The organism is Tardiphaga sp. P4_G1, from assembly GCF_056401215.1.
Window position 1 is genome coordinate 129863 of sequence record NZ_JBFUJU010000013.1, and the last position, 22511, is coordinate 152373.

General features: G+C 63.4%; 26 protein-coding genes and 1 pseudogene. 9 read left to right on the forward strand and 18 right to left on the reverse strand.

Going from position 1 to position 22511, the window contains the following annotated elements:
- The first annotated feature begins 82 nt into the window (after positions 1 to 82).
- Complete coding sequence (locus AC1DUY_RS27170) at positions 83 to 250, forward strand: hypothetical protein (protein ID WP_478118359.1); 168 nt, start codon at positions 83 to 85, stop codon at positions 248 to 250.
- Positions 251 to 300: 50 nt separating this feature from the next.
- Here the strand turns inward: AC1DUY_RS27170 and AC1DUY_RS27175 are convergent.
- Positions 301 to 501: pseudogene (locus tag AC1DUY_RS27175) on the reverse strand (phage major capsid protein); the annotation flags it as partial.
- A gap of 76 nt (positions 502 to 577) precedes the next feature.
- On the opposite strand from AC1DUY_RS27175, the gene AC1DUY_RS27180 reads away from it, so the two are divergent.
- A complete protein-coding gene (locus AC1DUY_RS27180) occupies positions 578 to 1489 on the forward strand; it encodes an outer membrane protein (protein ID WP_478118361.1) in 912 nt (303 codons plus the stop codon).
- 28 nt (positions 1490 to 1517) lie between these two features.
- On the opposite strand, the gene AC1DUY_RS27185 is transcribed toward AC1DUY_RS27180, so the two are convergent.
- The 3 genes from AC1DUY_RS27185 to AC1DUY_RS27195 all read right to left on the reverse strand — a co-directional run bounded on the left by AC1DUY_RS27185 (position 1518) and on the right by AC1DUY_RS27195 (position 2878).
- Positions 1518 to 2222: an HK97 family phage prohead protease gene (locus AC1DUY_RS27185; RefSeq protein WP_478118363.1), complete on the reverse strand. Its 705-nt coding sequence runs from the start codon at positions 2220 to 2222 to the stop codon at positions 1518 to 1520.
- Positions 2223 to 2467: 245 nt separating this feature from the next.
- On the reverse strand, positions 2468 to 2650 hold the full coding sequence (locus AC1DUY_RS27190; protein WP_093759004.1) for a hypothetical protein: 183 nt from the start codon (positions 2648 to 2650) through the stop codon (positions 2468 to 2470).
- A gap of 12 nt (positions 2651 to 2662) precedes the next feature.
- Positions 2663 to 2878 carry a hypothetical protein gene (locus AC1DUY_RS27195; RefSeq protein WP_089267037.1) on the reverse strand — a complete coding sequence of 72 codons (216 nt, stop codon included), beginning with the start codon at positions 2876 to 2878 and terminating at the stop codon, positions 2663 to 2665.
- Between the two features lie 192 nt (positions 2879 to 3070).
- Here AC1DUY_RS27195 and AC1DUY_RS27200 point away from each other — a divergent pair, with 192 nt between their 5' ends.
- Complete coding sequence (locus AC1DUY_RS27200) at positions 3071 to 4081, forward strand: tetratricopeptide repeat protein (RefSeq protein WP_478118366.1); 1011 nt, start codon at positions 3071 to 3073, stop codon at positions 4079 to 4081.
- A gap of 50 nt (positions 4082 to 4131) precedes the next feature.
- On the opposite strand, the gene AC1DUY_RS27205 is transcribed toward AC1DUY_RS27200, so the two are convergent.
- The 11 genes from AC1DUY_RS27205 to AC1DUY_RS27255 form a co-directional block, all read right to left on the reverse strand.
- Positions 4132 to 4281 carry a hypothetical protein gene (locus AC1DUY_RS27205; RefSeq protein WP_158596823.1) on the reverse strand — a complete coding sequence of 50 codons (150 nt, stop codon included), beginning with the start codon at positions 4279 to 4281 and terminating at the stop codon, positions 4132 to 4134.
- Positions 4282 to 4331: 50 nt separating this feature from the next.
- Positions 4332 to 4601, reverse strand: coding sequence for a hypothetical protein (locus AC1DUY_RS27210; RefSeq protein WP_478118368.1), 270 nt, complete (start codon positions 4599 to 4601; stop codon positions 4332 to 4334).
- 76 nt (positions 4602 to 4677) lie between these two features.
- The gene (locus AC1DUY_RS27215) at positions 4678 to 5376 is read right to left on the reverse strand and encodes a metallophosphoesterase (RefSeq protein ID WP_478118369.1); all 699 of its coding nucleotides are present in this window, start codon (positions 5374 to 5376) and stop codon (positions 4678 to 4680) included.
- Between the two features lie 172 nt (positions 5377 to 5548).
- Entirely contained in the window at positions 5549 to 6379 is an 831-nt protein-coding gene (locus AC1DUY_RS27220) for an outer membrane protein (protein WP_231077348.1), read from the reverse strand.
- 207 nt (positions 6380 to 6586) lie between these two features.
- Positions 6587 to 7792, reverse strand: a complete 1206-nt coding sequence (locus AC1DUY_RS27225) for a phage portal protein (protein ID WP_478118370.1) — start codon at positions 7790 to 7792, stop codon at positions 6587 to 6589.
- Positions 7793 to 7828: 36 nt separating this feature from the next.
- Complete coding sequence (locus tag AC1DUY_RS27230) at positions 7829 to 9100, reverse strand: DNA-packaging protein (RefSeq protein ID WP_478118447.1); 1272 nt, start codon at positions 9098 to 9100, stop codon at positions 7829 to 7831.
- Positions 9069 to 9794 (reverse strand): hypothetical protein, encoded by a 726-nt coding sequence (locus AC1DUY_RS27235; protein WP_478118372.1) that lies wholly within the window; start codon positions 9792 to 9794, stop codon positions 9069 to 9071. Before AC1DUY_RS27235 ends, AC1DUY_RS27230 begins: the two co-directional genes overlap by 32 nt.
- 74 nt (positions 9795 to 9868) lie before the next feature.
- Positions 9869 to 10036: a hypothetical protein gene (locus tag AC1DUY_RS27240; protein WP_176454703.1), complete on the reverse strand. Its 168-nt coding sequence runs from the start codon at positions 10034 to 10036 to the stop codon at positions 9869 to 9871.
- A 283-nt stretch (positions 10037 to 10319) separates the two neighbouring features.
- On the reverse strand, positions 10320 to 10628 hold the full coding sequence (locus AC1DUY_RS27245) for a DUF3551 domain-containing protein (RefSeq protein ID WP_478118374.1): 309 nt from the start codon (positions 10626 to 10628) through the stop codon (positions 10320 to 10322).
- A gap of 29 nt (positions 10629 to 10657) precedes the next feature.
- Positions 10658 to 10942: a DUF3551 domain-containing protein gene (locus AC1DUY_RS27250; protein ID WP_176454702.1), complete on the reverse strand. Its 285-nt coding sequence runs from the start codon at positions 10940 to 10942 to the stop codon at positions 10658 to 10660.
- A 166-nt stretch (positions 10943 to 11108) separates the two neighbouring features.
- A complete protein-coding gene (locus AC1DUY_RS27255) occupies positions 11109 to 11273 on the reverse strand; it encodes a Flp family type IVb pilin (RefSeq protein WP_093759013.1) in 165 nt (54 codons plus the stop codon).
- 230 nt (positions 11274 to 11503) lie between these two features.
- Between AC1DUY_RS27255 and AC1DUY_RS27260 the strand changes: the two genes are divergently transcribed.
- A complete protein-coding gene (locus tag AC1DUY_RS27260) occupies positions 11504 to 12991 on the forward strand; it encodes a serine hydrolase (protein WP_478118376.1) in 1488 nt (495 codons plus the stop codon).
- Positions 12992 to 13010: 19 nt separating this feature from the next.
- Here the strand turns inward: AC1DUY_RS27260 and AC1DUY_RS27265 are convergent, their stop codons facing one another.
- Positions 13011 to 14624: an MDR family MFS transporter gene (locus tag AC1DUY_RS27265; protein ID WP_478118378.1), complete on the reverse strand. Its 1614-nt coding sequence runs from the start codon at positions 14622 to 14624 to the stop codon at positions 13011 to 13013.
- Positions 14625 to 14817: 193 nt separating this feature from the next.
- Positions 14818 to 15330 carry a YcgN family cysteine cluster protein gene (locus AC1DUY_RS27270; RefSeq protein WP_068730717.1) on the reverse strand — a complete coding sequence of 171 codons (513 nt, stop codon included), beginning with the start codon at positions 15328 to 15330 and terminating at the stop codon, positions 14818 to 14820.
- 291 nt (positions 15331 to 15621) lie between these two features.
- Between AC1DUY_RS27270 and AC1DUY_RS27275 the strand changes: the two genes are divergently transcribed.
- From AC1DUY_RS27275 to AC1DUY_RS27285, 3 genes are read left to right on the forward strand one after another with little or no spacing between them, the layout of a single operon-like run.
- Entirely contained in the window at positions 15622 to 17910 is a 2289-nt protein-coding gene (locus tag AC1DUY_RS27275) for a transglycosylase domain-containing protein (protein ID WP_441229240.1), read from the forward strand.
- Positions 17911 to 17934: 24 nt separating this feature from the next.
- Entirely contained in the window at positions 17935 to 18513 is a 579-nt protein-coding gene (locus AC1DUY_RS27280) for a DUF1214 domain-containing protein (protein WP_441229239.1), read from the forward strand.
- Positions 18510 to 19088, forward strand: a complete 579-nt coding sequence (locus AC1DUY_RS27285) for a DUF1254 domain-containing protein (protein ID WP_478118380.1) — start codon at positions 18510 to 18512, stop codon at positions 19086 to 19088. The genes AC1DUY_RS27280 and AC1DUY_RS27285 overlap by 4 nt, the downstream gene beginning before the upstream one ends.
- Before the next feature lie 103 nt (positions 19089 to 19191).
- On the opposite strand, the gene AC1DUY_RS27290 is transcribed toward AC1DUY_RS27285, so the two are convergent.
- Positions 19192 to 20325: a helix-turn-helix transcriptional regulator gene (locus AC1DUY_RS27290; RefSeq protein ID WP_478118382.1), complete on the reverse strand. Its 1134-nt coding sequence runs from the start codon at positions 20323 to 20325 to the stop codon at positions 19192 to 19194.
- 241 nt (positions 20326 to 20566) lie between these two features.
- On the opposite strand from AC1DUY_RS27290, the gene AC1DUY_RS27295 reads away from it, so the two are divergent.
- Together AC1DUY_RS27295 and olsE are read left to right on the forward strand one after the other, a co-directional pair.
- A complete protein-coding gene (locus tag AC1DUY_RS27295; RefSeq protein ID WP_478118384.1) occupies positions 20567 to 21388 on the forward strand; it encodes an outer membrane protein in 822 nt (273 codons plus the stop codon).
- A gap of 133 nt (positions 21389 to 21521) precedes the next feature.
- Positions 21522 to 22502 carry an ornithine lipid hydroxylase OlsE gene (olsE, locus tag AC1DUY_RS27300; protein ID WP_478118386.1) on the forward strand — a complete coding sequence of 327 codons (981 nt, stop codon included), beginning with the start codon at positions 21522 to 21524 and terminating at the stop codon, positions 22500 to 22502.
- Positions 22503 to 22511: the final 9 nt, after the last annotated feature.

The window sequence follows — 22511 nt, forward strand, 5'->3', positions numbered from 1 at the left end:
TTTGATCTGGAGCAGTGAACCCGCTAGCCTGAACGGCGTTGTGGTTCGGTATTCCGGTAAAGTGACACACACGGAGTTGGCGATGACGAAACATGCGCAACCACCGATGACGAAATACGACCAGTTCCTGCAACAGGCGAACGAACAGATGCTCGCCTTCGAGCGGCGCGAGCGTGAATTCCGCAAGCAGGATCGTGAGGAACGCGCGGCGCAACTGCACCTGCCGATCCCGCGTAACGAGCTGCACTAGGTCCTCACACGGTTTTCAGATTTGCGGCGAAACGCGACACCGGCGCTCACGGCGCCGAGCGCCTGGTTGATGCGATCGACCTTCTCCTCCAGCAGCACGTCGCCGCGCCCGCGCTCGATCCGCGCGATGCGCTCGTCATTGGCGGACTTGAATTCCTCGAACGTGTTGCGCAGTTCGTCGTAGTCCTCGCGCGGCGTTGATTGGCGATGATCGAGGTCACTTGTCTCGGACGCGGCGGAACTGTGCGGAATGGCACAGACCCGCCTTCCCCGCTCTGCCTAGGCTGCTGCAAGCGGGGATTCGCCCCGCCGCAAAGGGGGGAACGACATGCGCAACATCACCATGACTGGAATGCTCGCCGGCCTGGTCGCGGCCGGAGCCGCGCAAGCGGCCGATGTGACCGTCAAGGCGCCGCGGCTGCCGCCGGCCGAGACCTCGTGGGTGCCGCACTCCGGCTTCTTCGTCGGCATCGGCGGCAGCGCCAATACGCTCGATTTCGGCACCCAGAATGTCTATGCGGTGGGGACGTCGAACGTCTTCACCAACGGCGTGCTGACCTCCTCGGGATCGGCCGCCGGCCCGGCGACGCTGTATCCGGACGACCGTGCGCAGATCGCCTTCTCGGCGCAGGGCGGCTACTTCTCCCGTTTCTCCGGCAGCGACTGGCTGTGGGGCGCCAAGTTCGGCTACAGCTATCTCGGTGCCAGTTCCAACATCCGCGCGGCGCTGCTGCCGCAGGTGGGATCGTTCACGCCGACCGGCACGAGCACGGTGGTGCCGTTCACCGGCAACGCGCTGGTGCAGTCCTACCAGATCCATATCGATCACCAGATGACGTTCGTGCCCTTCATCGGCCATGCGTTCGACCGCGGCTTCGTCTATCTCGGCGCCGGCCCGACGCTGACCCGGGTCCGCACCGACCTCAACGGCCTGATCGGCTTCGCCGACCTCAACGGCATCCGCACCGACGTCTCCGGCGCGCCGATCAACCTGACCAGCAAGAGCTGGGTGCTCGGCGGCGCCGCCATGGTCGGCGCCACCTACTTCCTCGATCCGACCTGGTTCGTGGATGTGAACTACATGTTCGCCATGACCGAAAACAACACCGCGAACTATGCGAGCCCGTTCACCAATCCGAACGGCACCGGCGGCACCACCAACCAGGGCACCATGGTCGGCACTGCCGCCGCGCGGACCCAGGCCCAGGCGATCACGGTGACGGTCAACAAACTGTTCTGAGCGCGCATCGCGGCGCGGCGCGTTGTCCTCAGCGCCCGGCGAACCGGGCGTGGGCGGCGACGCCGTGCAGCGCGCGTTTGCGATCGGCGCGGGCGCGCAGCGAACAGGCCTCGACAGGTCCGCCCGCTTTGCGCCCGCGCCGGATGATCGGCGCCGGTGCATCCGCGGCGCCGCTCAAACCGGTGCGATATGAGTCGATGACGTGTTGGCCGGTGAGCTGGGTCCAGTCGCGCTCGGCCTGATCGCGCAGGCGCGAGCGCGGCGCCTCCTTCACGGCGCTCACCCGCGCGCCGTTCAGCAGCGGGAATGTGACGATGGAGACTTCCCAGAGATCGACCTGATAGAGTTTGCGCACCCGCGTCTTCGGCTCGATCTGGCCGCGCTGGGTGCGATAGCCGATCGACAATCCGTCGACGGCGCCGGCCTGCAGCAGCGCCAGCAATTCGCGGGCGCGCGTCACATCCGGGATCAGCCGGCCCCGCGCCCATAATCCGCGCAGGTCTTCCTTCATCTCGAGCCAGACGCCGACGGGCTCCGAGGGATCGTGCTGGAACAGCATCGGGATTTTTCGCAAGCCCCGCTGCTTCAGCGTCTGCGTGAAGGCGCCGGGCATCACCATGTCGCGCGCCTGGTCGATCTCGCCGAACAGCGAGGCATAGCCCTCGATCACGCCGTCCGGCGTGAGTGCGAGGCGCGCGGGGGATGGCCAGGGAGATGGCAACGGGGCATGCATCGGCGGCCTCGCAGGATGCGGGGGAATGGAAGCTTTGAGATCGTGATGTCGTGACTTCGCTCAGACAGCAGTGTCCCCTCTCCCCCGCGCGTGGCGCAGCCACGCGAAGGCGGGAGAGGGTCAGGGAGAGGGGGCGCGACACGCGACGTCGCTTGCGGCGCCCTCTCCCGCCTTCGCTACGCTCGGGCACCCTCTCCCACTGCGCACGGCTGCGCCGTGCTGGGGGAGAGGGGAAGAAAAACGAACTACACTTTCGCGCGCCGCGGCGGCTTCCGTCGCGCCGCCGGCTTCACCCGCGGCCTCGAAGCTAGCGCCTTGCGCTGCAACTGATCGAGATGGGCGAGAAATTCTCTGAAGACACTCAGATGATCCTTGCCCGCTTTCGTCTCCGGGCGGATCGAACGCATCACGTCGTGCAGACTGTCCATGGATGATCCCTTTCAGATGTCATCGGTGTCGTCGCGCATGCGGTGGCGGCGATGCGCACGGCGGTTGAAGCGCGCGAGCTGCCGCACGAATTCGTCGAAGCGGCGCGAGGCGCCGGCGAGTTCGCGCAGCGCGAACAGAGCCGCGGCGCTGGCGACGCTCGCCCACAGAAACAGAGCGAGGTGCGCGAGGTCGCCGCGCTCGGTGAAAATGCGGATCAGGTCATCCATGGCGATTGTCACTTCCATCTTGCGCGCCCCGCTGCCGCGTTCGCGCGCCGTCGAACCTTTTGGCTGACGCCGCCGACCAAGCAGCAACGCCGTCCCGGCTCCCTCGCCATCCGAGCACGACACATGCACCCGAACGCACGATCTGGCCTGTCCTTGCGCCTATCCTTGCGCCTGCCGTTTTGCAGCACGCTGATGGCAATGGCGCTGGCGGCCAGTGCCGCCGCGACGCCGACTTATGCCACGGCCGCCACACTGGCCGGCCCGGGCGGCGATTATGCCATTTGCCTGAAAGGCCGCGGCACAAAGGCGATGGAGGCCTGCGACCGCGCCATCGGGCTCGACTATTACCGCGGCGGCGATCTGGCGGCGCTGCATCGCAGCCGCTCGCTCTTGCATGAGACCTATAGCGAAACGGATGCAGCCATCGCCGACGCTGACGCCGCCATCCGACTCGAGCCGGACGACGCATCGGGCTACGCCATGCGCGGCCACCTCTGGCAGGTCATGAAAGTGTATGACCGGGCCATCGCCGATTTCAGCGCCGCCATTCGGCTGCGGCCCGACGATGCAGACTTCTACAAGGACCGCGGCAGCATCTGGTTCGACACCGCCAAGCCCGACCAGGCCATCGCGGATTTCGATGCCGCGATCCGCCTCGCGCCGGACGACGCCTCCGCCCATGAGAGCCGCGCCCGGGCCTGGAAAGACAAGCACGATCTCGGCCGGGCCATCGCCGATTACAGCGAAGCGATCCGTCTCGATCCCACCAATGCCGTGACAGTCTATTGGCGCGGCCGCACCTTTGACGACAAGGGCGACAGGGACCGCGCCATCGCCGATTTCGAGACAGCGATACGGATCAGCCCGGACTATCCCAGCGCCTATAACAGCCGCGGCGTCATCCACCACATGCGGAACGATCTCGACCGCGCCATCGCCGATTTCAGCATGGCCATCAAGCTCAACCCCGAGTCCGAGCTCTATCTGTTCAACCGCGGCGCGGCCCTGATCGACAAGCACGAGCCGCTACGCGCTATCGCCGATTTCGATGCCGTGCTGACGCACACGCCCGACAATGCCAAGGCGCTGTATTACCGCGGCGTGCAGAAACGCGTCACCGGCGATGCCGAAGGCGCACTCAACGATATCGCCGAGGCGACCCGCATCGATCCCGACTGGGTCGCGGCGCAAACCACGCACTAGACGCCCTTGCGGGGAGCCGTAACGCGCAGCGCGATACGCACCGCCATCTGTCAGCGATCGCGGTGGACGTCCCAGTAATTGGTCACGCCTTCGTCGTGGTTCCTGCCGCTGGGCGGCGCGCGCGGCGTATGCAGGAAGGCGCGATATAGAACGGCGAGGATTCCGATCAGCAGCAGCAGCGGCAAGATCCAATCCGGCATCAGTGCATCCCCTCAGTCTGTCGTGGCGCCGAGCATCGCCGGTGTCACGCTCATGGCAATCGCTCGGTCGGCGTCGCCGCCGCGCGACGCAGGCGCCAGGCGCGGTAGAGCAACAAAGCGACAAATGCGATGACCATCGCGGCCAGCAGGCCGAACGCCTGGACGCGGTCGGCGCCGGACGACGACAGTCCCACGACGAGCGCACCGATCACAAGACAGACCAGTCCCACGGCTTCTCCGACGAGTGGCCATTTCGCTATCGTCCAATCGGAGACGAGTTCGACAGCGATATCGATGACGAGCTCGATGATAGACGACATAACAGGAGGACCGGTTTAGTTGCGTTGCCAGTTAGGCGTCGCAGCACGGTCTTTGGTTCAAGAGGTCATATCCGCCTCAAGGCGTGGCGGTGCGCTCCGGCGCCGGCGGCGCGGTGATCTCGATCAGCTCCACCGGCCCGCCCTGCAGCGCGTCATCGAACACGCCGATCACCAGCCGCCCGGTTTTCCAGGCATAGGTGTCGAGATTGCTGCGACCCTGTTTCAGCAATGGGCCATCGGCATGGCGGTCATGGCCGTGCACCACATGGCGCGCGCCCTCGCCTGCGTCATGGCCGGACGCGTCATCATCCGCATAGCGCTTGGTCATCAGCAATACCGGATCCTGCTGCGCCAGCGGCAGCGCGGGATCGACGCCGGCATGGACATAGATGCGATGCGCATCCATGTGCCACAGCGGCCGGCCGTCGAGCCAGTCGATGTCATGCACCGGCACATCGGCGATGTCGCCGCCATAGGAGGCGAGCGCGGTATCGCCGCCTTTCGTCATCCAGTTTGCCATCGCCACATCGCCGCGCAGCGCCGCCACCATCAGCGCATCGTGATTGCCCTTGAGCATCGCCAGCCGCAAGCCCGGTGCCACCCCTGCCCGCAGCCGCGCAATGACGCGGCGCGAGTCCGGCCCCTTGTCGACATAGTCGCCGAGCACGACGATGGTGGCTTCCTTGCCGCCCGCATACGTCTCGATCCGCAGCAGTGCCGCATCGAGCAAATCGCGTCGGCCGTGCAGATCAGGAATGACGTAGGTGCGGGGCATCGCGCAATCATATCCCAACCGGCGCGATCTCTCCACCGGCGCAACTGGGCAGCGGTGATACGTCCCGTTCTCCGTCATTCATGTGACATGAGCCGCACGCTCCGTGCATTACCACAGAAAAAGCCCGGCACGAGGCCGGGCTCTTGCGTTTTCGGGAGAAGATTTCAGGTCATCAGTAGCGCGCAACCACCGGGCTGCCAAACTTGTAGTTCAAACCGACGCGCACGGTATGGAATGTGAAATCCTGCGAGATATTCTCGCGGTAGTTGAAGCCCGGCGGAGCGAAGGTGCTGCCCGGAATATAGGTCGAGTTATAGGAGATGCTGCCGAGGTCGGTGTAGAGATATTCGAGTTTCACCGTCCAGTTCGGCTGGAAGGCATGCTCGACGCCAGCGCCGACCGTCCAGCCGACCTTGGTTTCGCTGCCCGAGCCGGTCTTGTTGTAGCCATTGCTCGACAGCAGCGTCCAGCTGCCCTGCACATCGCCGACCGCCAGACCGCCGGTGGCGTACCACAGCGTATTGTTCACCGCGTAACCCAGGCGCGGACGCACGGTGGCGAACCAGTCGCTCTTGGTGGTCTCCGTGAAATTGCGGGTGATGAAGCCACCATTGAGGCCCGACAAGGCAATCGTCTTGCTCATGCCGGACGCGTTGATATCGGCCTCGAGGCCAAACACCCAGCTGCCGACCTGATAGTTGTAGCCGACCTGCCCACCGCCGACCACGCCCTGCGGGCTGTAGCGCTGGTTGCTGAGGCCGATCAGTTCGTTGCGGAAAGCAGGCGATTCAATGGCCCAGCTGCTGGTCGGATCGAGAACCGTATCGGCTCCGCTGCGACCGAAGCCGTAGCCGACATTGCCGCCGATATACCAGCCGGTCCAGCTGTAAACGGGATCGACCATCACCGGCGCTTTCGTGTATGGGCGCGGCGCCATATCAGCGGCCCATGCAGAGGTTGCGCTCAAGGCGAGAACCGAAGCTGCCAGAATGATCTTGTTCACGAGAATCTCCCAAGTCTGTCGTCTTATTATGTCAGCGATCCTAGGCCGCCCACGGCCCGAATGCTGTCACGCGACGGCAACACCCACGGTCAAACTCAACCCCTGATTGTGAACAAATGCGCAATACACTCCAGTACTGTTCGCGTCTGTCCATAACGTCGGGCGGGTCCGTCCGCACCGCTTGGAGAACGCGTTGCAGTCAGGCCCCTACCCCAGCCGGTCCCCGCCCTCCACCGGCGCGTAGCCTACCGCTTCGCGTTTCTCGTTCAGCGTCAGGAAGTCCGCGCTGCTGACGCGCTCCCATAGCGCGGTGCGATCGGCGGCGAGCGCATCCACGCGGTCGGTGTCGATGTCGATGCGGATGCCGTCACCGAACGCAGGCGCCAGCCATTGCGCCAGCGCGCTGCCGGTGCGCGCCGCCAGCGGCAGCACGGTCTGGCGAAAGAACACGCGGTTGGCTTCCTGGAAATTCGCGAATGTGTTGTCGCCGGGGATCCCCAGCAGCATCGGCGGCACGCCGAAAGCCAGCGCGATCTCGCGCGCGGCGTTGTGCTTGGCGTCGAGGAAATCCATGTCCTTCGGCGTCAGCGACATCGCCTTCCAGTCGAGCCCGCCTTCCAGCAGCAGCGGACGCCCGGCATTGGCGGCGCCCTGATAATTGCCCTCGAGTTCGCGCTTGAGGCGATCGAATTGCGGCTCGGACAGCACCGATCCCTCCGGTCCCGCATAGACCAGCGCACCCGACGGCCGCGCCGCATTGTCGAGCAGCGCCTTGTTCCATTTCGACGAGGCATTGTGGGTGTCGAGCGCCGTCGCGGCCGCGTCGATCGGTGCCAGACCATAGTGATCGTCGAGCGGATGAAAGAAAGTCAGATGCAGGATCGGCGGTACGCCCGACGCCTGCTGATCGAAGCGCACGCTGCGGCCGCCGACGCTGTAGTCATAGGCCTCGGCCCAGCCGTCGCTGCCGGGCACGACTTTCATGCGGTCCGGCCGCAGCGCGTAGAGTTCGCGGACCTCGTGCTGCCGCACCTCGTGCTGTCGCACCTGCGTGTCGAGCGTCACGGCTTCGACATAGGCATTGCCGGCGAGCAGCAGATGCGCATAGAGCGTCTCGAAGAACACCCCGCCATCCTGCCGCGGGTTCGGCCGCGTCAGGAGTTGCGCCAGCGGATGCGCCTCGCGTTCCAGCGCACCGTCGAAGACGAGAAAGCTGCACGCCGCCGCATTCTCGGCGATCAATCGCACGGCGCGGTGCACGATGGCATTCGACAGATAGCCCTCACGGGCGAGCGCCGCAAAATCCTTCGGCGTCCAGCGCGCCCGCCCGCCGCTCTCGAATGCGAGCACGCGCCCGGTGCGCGACGCCTTCGCCTCGGGTGCTGCCAGATAGGCTTTCAAGCGATCGAACATGATATGATCCAATTCAACTGTGCACGGGACACGAGGTCACAACACCCTGATCCTTGGCCCATCCCCGCGCGGCACCAGCGCCAGCGAGGCGACAGCCCAGACCATGGCGTCCAGGCGATCCGGCGAGTGCCCCGACGACAGCCCCGAACTCGCGAAGTCGCACATCTCGTCTTCCAGCGCAGCAAAACTGCCGACGTGTTTGACGCGGCCCTGCTCGTACAGTGTCGCCACCGGCTCGGCGCGCAACCATTTGCCGCGCAAGGCGCGCACCGGCGTCACCGGCACGGTGTGATCCACTTCGTTGATCACGCTGCGCACCATCTCGCCGCCCTGATTGACTTCCACCACCAGCGCATCGGCCTCCAGCCGGCGCCACAGTGCGATCGCCTTGTTGGCCCAGGCCGTCGGCGTCACCGACGAGACGGTGTCGTCGGCCAGCACATAGACGATGCCGCCCTCGGCGATCCCCGCGGCAACGATGCCGCAGCAGTCTGCGCGCTTGCCGGACGACACCGGCGGATCAACCGCCACGACGATGCGCTGCAACGGCGGTGCCTCGCGCACGCGGCACTGTTCGAGCAGCCCCCGCGACCACAGCGCGTCAGGCCGATCCTCGATGATTTCGCCGTCGAGCTCCTGTCGGCCGAGCCGCGTGCCGGCATAGCGATCCATCACGCTCTGCAGAAACGTCGGCGCGAGGTTGAACGCATTCACTACGGTTGCGGCGCGCGTCGTCACTGTCGTTGGATCGCCCATCAGGCGTTTCAGTAGCGCCGTCGGCCGCGGCGTCGTGGTGATCATCTGCCGCGGCCGGTGGCCCAGCCGCAGCCCGAATTGCAGCATGTCGAACGTGGCTTCGGCATAGCGCCACTTCGCCATCTCGTCGGACCATGCGCAGGAGAATTGCGGGCCGCGCAGGCTCTCGGGGTCCTCCGCGGAAAACACCTGAGCGACCGCGCCGTTGCTCCATTCCAGCCGCTTGCGCGACGGCATCCAGACCGGGCGCTCGTGATCCGGATGCACACTGAGCAGCCCGGACACTCCCTCGATCATCACTTCACGCACGTCGTGTTCGGTTTCGCCAACAAGCGCAATGCGACGGGCTTTTTCGTGCGCCAGTGGCGCCTGACCGAGCGCCTGCGCACGCACCCATTCGGCACCGGCGCGTGTCTTGCCTGCGCCTCGTCCCCCAATCATGAGCCATGTCAGCCACGGCGCACCATTCGGCGCGATGTCAGGCGGCACCTGATGCGCATGCGCGAAGACATTCCAGCACTCACTCAGGAAGCCTCTCTCGCCCCGCGTCATTCCCGTCGACAGGAATTGGCGGTCGCCCGCCAGGCCGTCTTGCAAGACGTTCAGCAATGCGTCGACGGAGTTCGTCGAGGTCTCGGGGGCGGTCGTCATCTTCGGCGGGCCTCTGTTCGTTGCCGCCCTGCACTTTCTTCAGTTCGGTCAATGTGCGCGCTAGGGAAGCCAGCGTGCGGGCGCGGCGCTCGGCCTCTGTGCGCAACGCTTCATTCAAGCGCCGGCGTCCAACGATCTTCTGGATCGAATCGAGTTCGCGTTCGATGGCATGGGTAACGCGATCGGTCAGCGGCGCGTCAGGCGGCAAATCATTGAATCGATCGACGGCCGTTCGCCGTCTTGCACGCGGAGCGCTGGACCGCTTCTTGGTAACAGCTTTCATTGCGGCCGGTCGCTTCTTGATTTGAGTTGGAGGTATATCAACTTCAGCAGCGGATGCTGGTTTCGGCCTCCCCGGTCCGGCGAAGATTGTCGTTGCCGCAATCGTCCTCTTCCGGGCCGCCACACTGGCCCGGATTTTTTCAGCGGCTGCTTCCATGGTGGCCGGGTCAACGGCGCTCCATATTTTCTGTGAATTCTTTACTTTCGAGTTCTTGGAGCTCTTCTTCGCCGCCCTTGGTTTCCGCGCGGCCTTCACAACGACAGCAGCCCGCGCCGGCTTTCTCGCCGGGCGGGCTATAGGCTTTCTGACCATGTTGGGAACTCGTTGCTGCTGTCAGTCGATCATGCCGGACTGACTGAAACTGATCGGCCGATCGCCGAAACCGATCACGTCCTGAAGAACACAAACCAGACCACGCCGAGGATCAACACAGCGAGGCCGAGGCTGATCGCCAAAAGCGCGAGGATCGACGGGCCCGGTTCGGCCTGGCGTGCCTCCGTCGCGGATTCGACGATCTGCTCTTTTTGCTTGGTTGCCGAATTCCTGATTATCATGGCACCCTCGTTTGGCTTGCTGTTGGATGCCGATGAGATTCCTTGCGGCACCGTGTGGAAAGCAACGCGGGATTTGGATCGATGTTCCGGGTATTCACTGCCACATCGGGCTGAACAGCGACGGCGCAGCTTCGCCGCCAATCAGCAGCGGCGTTTCCTGCGAACCCAATTGTGGAGCATGCCGTAAAGCTACTTCGACAGCGCGACGCTGTCAAGGCTAAAAATCCTATATTTTGAATTTAGTCCTTAAATTGGAATTTTGTCCGCGCAATCAACGCGCTGGCTATCGCGGCGGCTGCGACCACGCCGCTCCCGGCACGCCGGTGATCTTGCCGGGATAGTCGATATTGATCACGCAATTGCCGCGCAGCTCGGCCGCGGCCTGCAGGCATTGCTGATAGTCGAAGAACCGGCAGATCTGCGGAACACTTCCCGGCCCGCGAGGGCCGCCGGTCAACACGCAGAACGGCGGAATACCTGAGCGGGCCGCGACCGATGGCCGCGCCTGCGCAGGATCCAGAGCCGGCAATGAGGCCGATGCGATGGTGATCGCAGCCACAGCCCATAAGAGCCCGCGAATCCTTGTTGTCATCGATGCGTCCTTCACGAGCGGGCGATCACTCACCGCGCGCGCCGGCGACGTTGGGGCGCCGGTTCCGTGGCAGCTCCGCCGCGATACTCGACATTGCCCACGCAGTTGCCTCGCGTACCGACGGCAGCATTGATGCATTGCTGGTAGTCAGAAAAGATGCAGTTGCTGACATAGGAGGATTCGCCGTTGGCGCCACTCTGGGCGATGCAGAATTGCGCACCAGCCGCCGAGGCCGGCGTTGCTCCCGCGAGGACGAATGCCGCAAATCCCAAACCGGCCAATGCCGAAAGCTTCAAACGCGAATTCAATGTCATGATGGTCATCCATATGAAAATGCGCAGGCTCGAGGCCCGCGCACGATCATATAGGGTGCAACACCGCAATCGATAGGACATTCACGACATTGCGTTTCGACAAGACAGCCATGTCTTTTGTCGATTGCAATGGCGGCGCGCCCGGCACCGGCCGGTCTTCGCTGCCCTATTTCAGCGAGGTATTCACGGCGGCGTAGCGCCCGTTCAGCGTGGTACCAAGGCCCTGCACAGCCACGATGATCGCGAGGCTGATGCCGGCAGCGATCAGCGCATATTCGATGGCCGTTGCACCGGACTCATCGTCGATAAATTTCGAAATCAAACGCAACACGGAAATCTCCTCATACGGCCGCGGATTTCTTCCACGCCGTCCCCTGAAAACTGCACTCAACCTAAGCGGCAGAGGTTGCAGGAAGGTTCACCAACAGGCTCAATTATGAATTAATCATGCGGTAACTATGTGTGCGCTCGCCCGGAGCAGCGGGACTTGGGAGTATCGTGGAGCCGGGTATCGTCTGCATTTCAGCTTGCGCTTAACCAGAAGTGTCGAGGCTTGTCCCAATGGCATCTGAACCTGTCGCATGCAGCCAATCCGTCGCGGCGTTCATTCCCGAATTCGAGCATCTTGTCGTAGAGGTCATGAAGGAGTGGAAGGTCCCGGGCCTCGCCGTCGCTATCGTGCAAGACTTGGAGGTTGCGTTCGTCGGGACCTATGGCCTTCGCGATATCGAAGTCGGCCTGAACGTCACGACGGATACGCAGTTTCAAATCATGTCCGTCTCGAAGTCGTTCGCTGCTACGGGCCTGGCTCTATTGGTTGACGAGCGACGCATGGATTGGAAGAAGCCGGTGCGGGAATATATCCCGGAATTCCGGCTCTATGACACCGTTGCGAGCGACCGCGTCACGGTGCGCGATCTGCTATGCCACCATTCCGGATTGCCACGTCACGATTGGATCTGGCTGCCCGGCGATCTGCCACCCGCCCAAATGCTGGCAGCGCTGCCCTATCTCGAACCGAGCGCCGACATTCGCAGCGCCTTTCAGTATTCGAACCTCGGCTACCTCATTGCGAGCATGGTGGCCGAGCGCGTCAGCGGCCGGTATTGGGCCGACTTCACCCGCTCGCTGACCGACAAGCTGGACATGAAGGTGACGTTCACTGTGGAGGAGCTTGCCGCAGCTACCGACGCGGCCGTGCCCTACGGGATGATGGGAGACATTTGTCAGCGCACGAAACTCTGGCCCATCAGCGTGCCGGCTGCGGGCGGCATGAGCACGTCGATTGCAAGCTTCGCGAACTGGCTTCGCTTTCATCTCGGCCAGGGCGCGTTTGAAGGACAACGTCTTCTGTCATCCAGCCTGATACAGGAGCTCCAGAAGCCGCGGGTGCATGTCGGGGCAACCGGCTTCGCCGAATACAGCGATGTGCATTACGGTTTCGGCTTCCGCTCGCACTGGTATCGCGGAGAACGCGTGGTGTGGCACGGAGGCGGCTTCACCGGCACGAACGCGCTGATGATGATGTTGCCCGATCGGGGCGTCGGTGTCGCGGTGCTCGCCAACAACGGCATGACTCCGATACTCGCTCCGCACATCCTCGCGAATTATGTCTTCGACCGCGTCTGCGGCAAGGAACCGGTACCCTGCTTCGATCGCTTCCGCGAGCAACGCCGCAAATTCGTGACGCAGTACGAGGCCTGGCTGCAGGCTGGGAAAGCGGCACCGACGCCGGCCGCCCAGCGGCCCCGTAACCTCGCGGATTATGCCGGTGACTACGCGCATCCAGGCTACGGTTGCATGACCATCACGCATGCCGCAGGCAAATTATATTGGGCGTTTCGCGGCATGTCGGAGCCGCTCGCACATCGAAACTCGGACACGTTCGAGCTGCCAGAGGCACCCGAGTCGCCGGGCGGCCTGATGCCGGGCGGGCTTTCCCTCTCATTTTCCACCGGCCGCGACGGGAATATTGCGAGCGTGGCAGTCCCGCTCGAACCGCTGGTCAAGGACATCGCCTTCACACGCATTGCAGCGGAACATGCCTGAAGTCGGATGACGGCTTCGCCTACTCCGAAACCAGCGACGGCTTCGCCTTTGCCGGCCCGGCCAGCGGGCGTTCTTCCATCAGCAACAGGAACAGTGTCGACAGCGCCAGCAGGGCTGCCGCGGCTTCGAACACGTAACGGAAGGCGCTGACCATATCGCTGGCCGCAATCGGATGCGTGCTGGCGGCATGCTCGCCTGAGATCGAGATGTCCGTGCCGAGCGCCATCAGGAGAATGGTGGTGAAGGCGGCGACGGTGAAGGACGCCATCAGCGCGCGAAAGAAGTTCATGGCGCCGGTCGCGGTGCCGATCTGCGGGCGTGGCACGGCGTTCTGGATCGACACCAGGCTGACCGGAAATGCCGTGCCGAGCCCGATGGAGAACAGGCCGAGCATCGTGAGCAGCGCCCAGAGTGGCAGCGGCGTCGCGAGCGCCAGCGCCAGACCCATCAGCGCCGACATGGCGGTGCCGGCGATGGCGACGCGCTTGTAGTGCCTGGCCTTGGTCATCATGTGGCCGGCAAAGGCAGCGCCGCCGACTGACACCGCCGCGATCGGGATCAGCGCAACGCCGGCTTGACCTGCAGTCAGGCCGTAGACCACTTCGTAATAGAGCGGCATGTGTACGGTCAGCCCGAGCATCGCACCCATCGCGCAGCCGCCGGCGGCCATCGCGAAAGGCACCACCGAGCCCGACATCAGCGGTAACGGCAGGAACGGCTCATCGTGATGGATCGCATGCCAGATGAAGGCGAAACCCATCACCGCTGCTGCGCCGATCATCGCGACGATGGTCGGCGACGCCCAGGAGAATTTGGTGCCGCCCCATGTCAGCACCAGCATGAAGACAACGGCGGAGGCCATCAGCAGCATGCCGCCCAGCCAGTCGACCTTGCGGCGGCGATGAAACACAGGAAGCTTCTTCATCTTCGGCAACAACAGCGCCAGCGATCCCACGCCGAGCGGAATGTTGATCCAGAAGATCATGGACCAGTGCAGATGTTCGGCGAACAGCCCACCGATGATCGGGCCGCCGATGCCGGCCGCTACCCACACGCCGCTGAAATAAGCCTGATACTGGCCGCGCTCACGCGGCGACACCACGTCGGAAATCACCACCTGTACGATGGGCAGGATGCCGCCGCCGCCGAGGCCCTGCAAAGCGCGCGCGATAATGAGCACAATCATGTTCGGCGCCAATGCGCACATGATCGAGCCAACCATGAACAGCGACATCGCGGTGATGATCATGGCGCGGCGACCATAGATATCGCTGAGCGTGCCGAACACCGGCGCCACCGCGGTCGATGCGAGCAGATAGGCGGTGATGACCCAGGACAGGTTGTTCACATCGGCGAATTGCCGGCCGATGGTCGGCAGCGCGGTGGCGACGATGGTCTGGTCGAGCGCTGCCAGGAACATGGTCAGCAACAGGCTCATCAGGATGGTGCGGACTTCGGCGGGGGTCAGCGGCGCCTTCACGACAGCAGGCGCGTCGCCGGGTTCGATCACTTCCGTGGGGATCCGCGACAGTTCCTGCGCGAGCTCATCCGACAGGACCGCATCAGACGGGATTTCCCCGGACAATACCTGATCATCGGCCGCTGACCGGCTCTGTCGTTCGAACTTGTTCATGAAACTTCGGATTCAAAGGGCTTGGGAGGTAACGGGAGAGCCAGATCGGCGCAAACTCCCGCGCACAGACTCTCTTTGGAAGAAATCTATTCCCCCGCCCCGTGCAGCAACAGTTGTTTCCTTGCATGGGAGCGTCCCGCGGCGATCATCTGAGCGTCATATGCGCGTGATCGAACACCGCGCGCCGCGGATTCTACGCCGGCCGCTTCTTCAGCTTCGCCTTGCGCGGCAGCAGCGCGGGCCAGGTCACGATGTGATCCTGCAGCTCGTCGTCGGAGATCGTGTCCTCGCTGCCCTCGACCCGCCCGCGGACCGATACGCCGGCTTCATGGACGGTGTCAGCGCTGCCCGAGATCAGCGGGTGCCACCAGTAGAGATCGCGGCCCTCGGCCGCGAGCTTGTAGCCGCAGCTCGGCGGCAGCCAGCTCAGGGTGCGGACATTGTCGGGGGTCAGCCGCACGCAATCGGGAACATGGTCGGAGCGGTTCGGATAATCCTTGCAGGCGCAAAGACCCGCATCGAGCAATCGGCAGGATACATGTGTGTAATAGATCTTGCCGGTATCCTCGTCTTCCAGCTTTTCCAGGCAGCAGCGTCCGCAGCCGTCGCACAGGCTTTCCCACTCGGCGCCGGACATCTCTTCCAACGTCTTGGTTTTCCAGAACATTCCCTCCTGTGCGGAAGGACGCGGGGGACGCGCGGTCATGCGATTTGAATCAATCCAGGTTGCGGCGAAACGCCCTTCTAGGAGTTGCGGTGCAGGCTCTGCAAGCAACATCGTGTCGGCCGGCTCGCAAACAAGGGCAAAACCGGCAAGCTGTTAGCCCTGTCGTGCAAATGATAAGCAATGCCATTGGTTTATCTGCCCTGCTCGGCTAGAACTTGAACGACTCTCCGGCGGCCGCAAACCTGCCGCCGGGTTGCCGCATTATTTCAGCATGACGTCCGCGCGGTGCCGGTGGGTGCACGCGAGCGCTGCAACAAACCAAGGGCCCCTGTGCCTCAGATCGTGCCATCCCGTTGGAAGACCAAGTTCCGGCATTTCCTGCTGGATCTGGATGCGCGCATCGATTCCGGCCTGTTCTCGTCTGGCCGCGGCACCCGCGAACTCTGGGAGCGCTACTCCACGTTCATGGATCGCTTCTATGTCGGTCGCTGGAAGCGCTGGGTGTTCATCGAGCCACTGTCGGAAATGGCCACCATTGGCCTTGGCGGTCTCATCCTCATGCTCGCTTTGGCGCAGCCGGCGTTTCGCGAAACCGCCGATGAAGACTGGCTGAAGAAATCCGACCTCGCGGTCACGTTCCTCGATCGCTACGGCAATCCGATCGGCAGCCGCGGCATCAAGCACAACGACTCCATTCCGCTGGAAGATTTCCCGGATAACCTGATCAAGGCCACCCTCGCCACCGAGGACCGCCGCTTCTACGATCACTTCGGCATCGACATCGCCGGCACCGCGCGCGCTCTGGTCACCAACGCGCAGGCCGGCGGCGTACGCCAGGGTGGCTCGTCGCTGACGCAGCAGCTCGCGAAGAACCTGTTCCTGTCCAACGAGCGCACCATCGAGCGCAAGGTCAACGAAGCGTTCCTGGCCATCTGGCTGGAAACCCGCTTGACCAAGAACGAAATTCTGAAACTCTATCTCGACCGCGCTTACATGGGCGGCGGCACGTTCGGCGTCGACGGCGCAGCGCATTTCTATTTCAACAAATCCGCGCGCGACGTGAACCTCGCGGAAGCCGCGATGCTCGCCGGCCTGTTCAAGGCCCCAACCAAATACGCGCCGCATATCAACCTGCCCGCCGCCCGCGCCCGCGCCAACGTGGTGCTCGACAACCTCGTCGATGCCGGCTTCATGACCGAAGGTCAGGTGTTCGGTGCGCGGCGCAATCCCGCCGTCGCCGTCGATCGTCGTCAGGAAATCTCGCCGAACTACTATCTCGACTGGGCCTTCGACGAGATGCGCAAGCTCGTCGATACATTCCCGAAATCCTATGTCGAACGCGTTTTCGTGGTCCGCACCGCCATCGATATGAATGTGCAGCGCGCCGCCGAAGCCGCCGTCGAAAACCAGCTCCGCCAGTTCGGCCGCGACTATCATGCGACGCAGGCCGCCACGGTGGTGTCGGACCTCGAAGGCGGCGTCCGCGCCATGGTGGGTGGCCGCGACTACGGCGCAAGCCAGTTCAACCGCGCGGTGGACGCGATGCGCCAGCCCGGTTCGTCGTTCAAGCCCTATGTCTACACGACGGCACTGCTCAACGGTTACAAGCCGACCTCGATCATCCTCGACGGCCCGGTCTGTATCGGCAACTGGTGCCCGCAGAACTATGGCCACTCCTATTCCGGCAACGTCACGCTGACGCAGGCCATCACCCGTTCGATCAATGTCGTGCCGGTGAAGATTTCGATTGCGCTCGGCAAGGGCGCGCAGAATCCGGCCAAGGCCGGCCGCGTCAAGATCGTGGAGACCGCGCGCCGCTTCGGCATCACGGCGCCGTTGCTTGATACGCCGTCGCTGCCGATCGGCTCCACCGAAGTCACCGTGCTCGAACACGCCGTCGCCTATGCGACCTTCCCGAACAAGGGGCGCTCGTCGAAGCCACATGCCGTGCTGGAAGTCCGTACCGGCGCCGGCGACCTCGTCTGGCGGTTCGACCGCGATGGTCCGAAACAGTTGCAGGCCATCCCCGCCTCCGTCGCCTCCGATATGGCCGGCATGATGAGCCATGTGGTCAGCGAAGGCACCGCGCGCCGCGCGGCGCTGGACGGCATTCCGACAGCAGGCAAGACCGGCACCACCAATGCGTATCGCGACGCCTGGTTCGTCGGCTACACCGGCAACTTCAGCTGTGCAGTCTGGTACGGCAATGACGACTACTCGCCGACCAACCGCATGACCGGCGGCTCGCTGCCGGCGCAGACATGGCACGACATCATGGTCGCAGCCCATCAGGGGATCGAGATCAAGGAAATCCCGGGTGTCGGCGCAGGTACCAAGAATCCTGCCGCAGCCGTCTCATCCGTCATGGCCGCCAACGCGCAGGACGCCAAGCCCGGCCCGCCGCCGGTGCTGACGCGCCGCGGCGCCGACGTCCTGCTGCGTGTCGAGAAGCTGCTCGACGACGCCGGCAAGACCGCCGGCCGCACATCATCCAACGAACCGTTGAAGCCCCGCGCCTCCTCCGCGTTGGCCTTCCCCGAGAGCTACGCGTCGGCGAATGATGCACCGGATGCCAAAACGACCACATCCGCAACCGCCCCCGCGTCGCGCAAGAACTGAAGCTGCTATCATGACGGTGCGCACGTGCGGCTGATCTTCCTCACGCTTCTGGCGCTCGCGATCGCCACTGCTGTCGGTCTCGGCCTGACCTGGACCACCGCGACCCGCGGCACAGACCTTGGCACACTCACCATCGGTGCATGGACGGCGCGCCCACGCACCGGCACCAGCGAGATCGATCCCTATGCGCGTGCGTCCATTGCACGGTCGGGCGAATTGCCGATCGGCACGGGCGACGGCGTCACCTTCACTGCCACCGCCGACGACAAGAAAAAGCCGCTGGACGGTCGCTGCGATATCGTCGTGTCAGGCGTGACACCGGCTGCGCGTTTCTGGACGCTCTCGCTCTATGACACCAAGGGCCGTCTGGTGCCCAACACATTGCAGCGCTACGGCTTCACCAGCCAGGAAGTGGTGCGCAATGCCGACGGCGCGTTCGAGATCCGCATCGCTGCACGCTCGCGCGCGGGAAATTGGCTGCCGACATCAGCGCTGGAACGCTATGTGTTGATACTGCGGCTGTACGATACGCCGGTTGGCGTTGCCACCCGGACGCAGAAAGACGCACCGATGCCCGCCATCGCCACGGTGAGCTGCCCATGATCCGGCTGATGTTCGCGCTCATCGGTGGTGTCGTGCTTGGCGGCATCGTGCATCTCGTCAGCGTGCTGGCGCTGCCGCGCATCGCCACGCAAGATGCCTATTCGCGCCTCGCCTCGGTCACCAAGGAGAATACGGTGTCGCCGCTGCCGCAGACCGAACCGGCCAATGCGCTGTTGCCGTTCATGGACCCGGCCTTCGCCATGGCCGTCTGCCGCTACGATCTGGCCAAAGGACCGATCAAGCTCACCGTGCCGGTCAGCCAGTCCTACACATCGGTGTCGTTCTATACCCGCAGCGACGTCGCTTACTACGCGATCAACGACCGCTCCGCCGGCCGCCGCGTCATCGAGCTCGATCTGATGACCGAGGCGCAGCACGAAGCCCTGCCCGAGGAAGAGGACGTCACGTCCGCCGACCGCCTCATCATCGACTCGCCGACCGCGACCGGCCTGATCGTACTGAAGGCGCTCGCCGCCGAACCCGGCTTGATGATCCAGGCCCAGGCGTCGCTGGCCGCATCGAATTGTCGGGTGCAGACCGATCCGCCGGCCGCGCCGGTGAAGGGGAAGCGCTGATAAGCGATCGTCATCGTAGGATGGGTAGAGCGTCTTCGCGAAACCCATCATGTCGTCGTGTGTATATGATGGGTTTCGCTGCGCTCTACCCATCCTACGTGCGCTATCCCGTTGCCAGCGGCGTGCCGATATCCGCCACGAGCTTCACGAGATCGGCCTGCCGTGACCTGCCGGTCTTGGCGTAGATCCGGTTAAGATGTGTCTTCAGCGTATTCTCTGAGATCCCAAGCAAAATAGCAGTCTGGGATGGGTTGAGCCCCTTTCCGGCGCTCACGAGCACGCGCGCTTCGGCGGGCGTGAGCTCGAACAGCGTCGTCAACACGGCTTCCGGCATTGGAGAGGCCGAGGTCGTTGTCGAGACGAAGACGGCCGCACATGCGGGGCGGAAAGCGGCGCGCGCCGTACCAGCGGTCAAAGGCAGGACATAGGCGACCGCGGGCGGTTGTCCTGCCGCCGACACCGGCAAGCCAATGCCTTTGGCGCCGAGCGAGAGGTCCGAGGCAGCGCTTGCGATCGCCTGCAGCAAGGCGTCGCCCATCAATGCGTTCTGTGCCTGAATGGTTCGCCCCTGACGCAGGATCGGACCATCAGTTGCGAACATGCGTTCGGCACTTGCATTGGCATGGAGCACCGATCCGGCCGCGTCGGTCAACACGACGGGCACCGCGAGGTTCTCGAGCGATTCACGAAACAGCTGCGCGGTCACGCGCACGTCATCGAGCAGGTCGCTGATCATCGCGGCCCTGCGCAAATGCGGAGACAGCAAGGTCAGAAACCGTTGATCCTCGGCAGATACGGCAGCCTTGTCCGCCCAGGTGGTGCAGCCGAGCAGACCGATGCGGTCCGGCGTGTGGACGAATTTGACAATGCACCCTTCCCGCAATCCCTGCGGTCCGGCCCAATTGCGAAAGAAAGCGGTCTGCTGCAATTCACTTTCGGGCATCAGCGAGAGCGTGGATACGGGCGTATCGATATCGCCGACCACTGCAGCCTTCAGGCCCGGAATATCATCGAAACTGTAGTCCTGCAGCGCGCGCATGCGCTCGGCATCCCAGGGCGATTGGGCAGCAAACCGGCCGTGATTGTCCGACGTGCCAGCGAGCGCAATCGTGGTGTAGGCCGCATCCATCGTCTGTGTGATGCGGGTGAGAACACGCGACCATCCCTCACGGTTCAGAACGCAGTCGTAGATATCTCCGATGATTGAAGAGAGTACGTCATTGTCGACAACGTCCATGAACATTCCAAATCCGTGATTGCGCGCGCTCTGGTGTGGCAGGGCGAGATCGAAGTCAATTTCCGGACGCGCACACGCAGCATATTTTACCACATCATACTTCGGGGTGACGACACGGAATTCCGCCACGCGTAGCAGTGGCGATGGCGACTCTCGACTTTTCGGGGACGCGAATGAGCGGCCTGCTTGTCCGGCGGGCCCGCACGTCTGGAAGTCACGTCTCGAAGTACTGGAGATCTCGATGTCGAAATCCGCTAAGTTGGCCTGCGTGATCGGCTGCGTTCTGCTTGTTTCAACGCCCGCGCTAACCGCGGACAATCTCGCTCAACCGCACTACAAGGCGGCAGTGTCCCCACAAATAGTGACATGGACAGGCGCCTATATCGGCGCCACCTTGGGCTATGGCTGGACCGAAAGTGCGTCCACCATTACGGCCATCGACACGATCATCACGCCATTTTTCCTGTCGCAGGGCACGATGCCCCGATCGCTCAATTCCCGCTTCGATGGATTCATCGGTGGCGCTGAAATCGGCTACAATTGGCAGATCGACCGTTGGGTAACAGGTCTGGAAACAGACTTGTCCTATTCGAAAATGCGCGCGGGCGTCACCTATTACGCCCCGGAGATTGGTGCCAATCCGGAAACCCTGACCAGCCATAACACCGAGCTGAGCTGGTTTGGTACCGCGCGTGCACGATTGGGCTATCTGGTGACACCGGAGACATTGTTCTTCGCTACCGGCGGTCTGGCCTACGGCCACGTGAAAGTCTCGTCCACTCTTGTGCCGGAGCCGACATTTCCATGTGCCCGGAACGCTCTCTGCTCCGCAGGGTCTGCATCGGAGACACGGATCGGCTGGGCGATCGGCGGCGGCGTGGAATCGAAGATCGCATCGAACTGGACAGCGAAGGTCGAATATCTGCATTTCGATCTCGGAACGATCAGCGATACGACGTTGAGCAAGGCCACCTTCGCGGCCTGGCCAGGAAAACCGATCATGAGCGTCAATTCGAACGTCACAGGCAATATCGTCCGCATCGGCGTGAATTATCAGCTGTAAGACGACCTCGGCGTGACGTTTTTCCGCATAGAAAACGTCCAGGGAGCCCCCTGGCGTAATCTGCCTGCAATCTCCCGCAGCGAAGCTCCGCATCCATCGCCGACCCACGAATCGGCGCGAATGCGGGGCCTCCATGCAACACGACCAAGAGCCGTCCGATACGGCCGTCAGCTATTTCCTGTCCCTGATCTGGTGGCCGCTGCTGTATTTCGGGGCGCTGCTCGGTGCCGGCATGGCCTTCGCCAGCAATGCGCCGCTGTTCTGGTTCAATATCGTCTATGCCGCGCTGTTTCTCACCATCGTCGCCCTCGAACGCATGACGCCGCATCGCGCCGAATGGCTGGAGCATGATGGCGAAACACTGAATGACATCGGGCATACGCTGCTGACCAAGGGCACGGCGCAACTGGCTGTCGCGGCCACCGCGATCGCTCCAATGGCGATGGCGACCCTGGCGCGCGCGAACGATCATGCCTCGCATCTGTGGCCGACACAGTGGCCGCTGATCGCGCAGGTCGTGCTCGCGCTGGTGATTGCCGAATTCGGCCTCTACTGGTCGCACCGGATCGCGCATGAAAACCTGTTCTTCTGGCGCTTCCATGCGCTTCATCACAGCGTGGTCCGGCTCTGGGTGGTGAATACCGGACGCTTTCACGTGATCGACTCGCTGATCAAGATGGCGCTCAGCCAGGCGCCGCTCTACCTGCTCGACGCGCCCCTGCCGGTCTTCCTCTGGGTTGGCGCCGTGACGGCCATCACCGGCCTTCTGACCCATTGCAATGTGGAGACGCGCACGGCGCTGTTCGACCCGATCTTTGCGACGCCAAAACTGCATCGCTGGCATCATTCGAAAACGCTCAAGGAAGGCAACAGCAACTATTGCGAGAACATCATGGTGTGGGACCATGTGTTCGGCACCTATCTCAATCCCGTCAAGGCGTCACCGGACCGTCTCGGCATCAGCGGCAAGGTCGCACCGGATTTTCTGGGACAGATCGTGCAGCCGTTTTCGCGCAAGGGCGCGCGGCAGATTCTTGGCCGCCAGACCGTGCCGGACGATCAGGTGAAGCCAGTGGAAAGTTCCGACGCCGTAGCGCGAATCAGCGAAGCGTAACCCGCCCTA

Excerpts from the sequence above, each read along its gene's own strand:
- AC1DUY_RS27180 (WP_478118361.1), top strand. The coding sequence starts at position 578 with ATGCGCAACATCACCATGACTGGAATGCTCGCCGGCCTGGTCGCGGCC.
- AC1DUY_RS27230 (WP_478118447.1), bottom strand. The coding sequence starts at position 9,100 with ATGACGCGGGGCGAGAGAGGCTTCCTGAGTGAGTGCTGGAATGTCTTC.
- AC1DUY_RS27210 (WP_478118368.1), bottom strand. The coding sequence starts at position 4,601 with ATGTCGTCTATCATCGAGCTCGTCATCGATATCGCTGTCGAACTCGTC.
- AC1DUY_RS27285 (WP_478118380.1), top strand. The coding sequence starts at position 18,510 with ATGATCCGGCTGATGTTCGCGCTCATCGGTGGTGTCGTGCTTGGCGGC.
- AC1DUY_RS27270 (WP_068730717.1), bottom strand. The coding sequence starts at position 15,330 with ATGACCGCGCGTCCCCCGCGTCCTTCCGCACAGGAGGGAATGTTCTGG.
- AC1DUY_RS27185 (WP_478118363.1), bottom strand. The coding sequence starts at position 2,222 with ATGCATGCCCCGTTGCCATCTCCCTGGCCATCCCCCGCGCGCCTCGCA.
- AC1DUY_RS27240 (WP_176454703.1), bottom strand. The coding sequence starts at position 10,036 with ATGATAATCAGGAATTCGGCAACCAAGCAAAAAGAGCAGATCGTCGAA.
- AC1DUY_RS27195 (WP_089267037.1), bottom strand. The coding sequence starts at position 2,878 with ATGGATGACCTGATCCGCATTTTCACCGAGCGCGGCGACCTCGCGCAC.
- AC1DUY_RS27265 (WP_478118378.1), bottom strand. The coding sequence starts at position 14,624 with ATGAACAAGTTCGAACGACAGAGCCGGTCAGCGGCCGATGATCAGGTA.
- AC1DUY_RS27205 (WP_158596823.1), bottom strand. The coding sequence starts at position 4,281 with ATGCCGGATTGGATCTTGCCGCTGCTGCTGCTGATCGGAATCCTCGCC.
- AC1DUY_RS27260 (WP_478118376.1), top strand. The coding sequence starts at position 11,504 with ATGGCATCTGAACCTGTCGCATGCAGCCAATCCGTCGCGGCGTTCATT.
- AC1DUY_RS27215 (WP_478118369.1), bottom strand. The coding sequence starts at position 5,376 with ATGCCCCGCACCTACGTCATTCCTGATCTGCACGGCCGACGCGATTTG.
- AC1DUY_RS27295 (WP_478118384.1), top strand. The coding sequence starts at position 20,567 with ATGTCGAAATCCGCTAAGTTGGCCTGCGTGATCGGCTGCGTTCTGCTT.
- olsE (WP_478118386.1), top strand. The coding sequence starts at position 21,522 with ATGCAACACGACCAAGAGCCGTCCGATACGGCCGTCAGCTATTTCCTG.
- AC1DUY_RS27250 (WP_176454702.1), bottom strand. The coding sequence starts at position 10,942 with ATGACATTGAATTCGCGTTTGAAGCTTTCGGCATTGGCCGGTTTGGGA.
- AC1DUY_RS27225 (WP_478118370.1), bottom strand. The coding sequence starts at position 7,792 with ATGTTCGATCGCTTGAAAGCCTATCTGGCAGCACCCGAGGCGAAGGCG.
- AC1DUY_RS27170 (WP_478118359.1), top strand. The coding sequence starts at position 83 with ATGACGAAACATGCGCAACCACCGATGACGAAATACGACCAGTTCCTG.
- AC1DUY_RS27235 (WP_478118372.1), bottom strand. The coding sequence starts at position 9,794 with ATGGTCAGAAAGCCTATAGCCCGCCCGGCGAGAAAGCCGGCGCGGGCT.
- AC1DUY_RS27290 (WP_478118382.1), bottom strand. The coding sequence starts at position 20,325 with ATGGACGTTGTCGACAATGACGTACTCTCTTCAATCATCGGAGATATC.
- AC1DUY_RS27190 (WP_093759004.1), bottom strand. The coding sequence starts at position 2,650 with ATGGACAGTCTGCACGACGTGATGCGTTCGATCCGCCCGGAGACGAAA.
- AC1DUY_RS27200 (WP_478118366.1), top strand. The coding sequence starts at position 3,071 with ATGGCAATGGCGCTGGCGGCCAGTGCCGCCGCGACGCCGACTTATGCC.
- AC1DUY_RS27245 (WP_478118374.1), bottom strand. The coding sequence starts at position 10,628 with ATGACAACAAGGATTCGCGGGCTCTTATGGGCTGTGGCTGCGATCACC.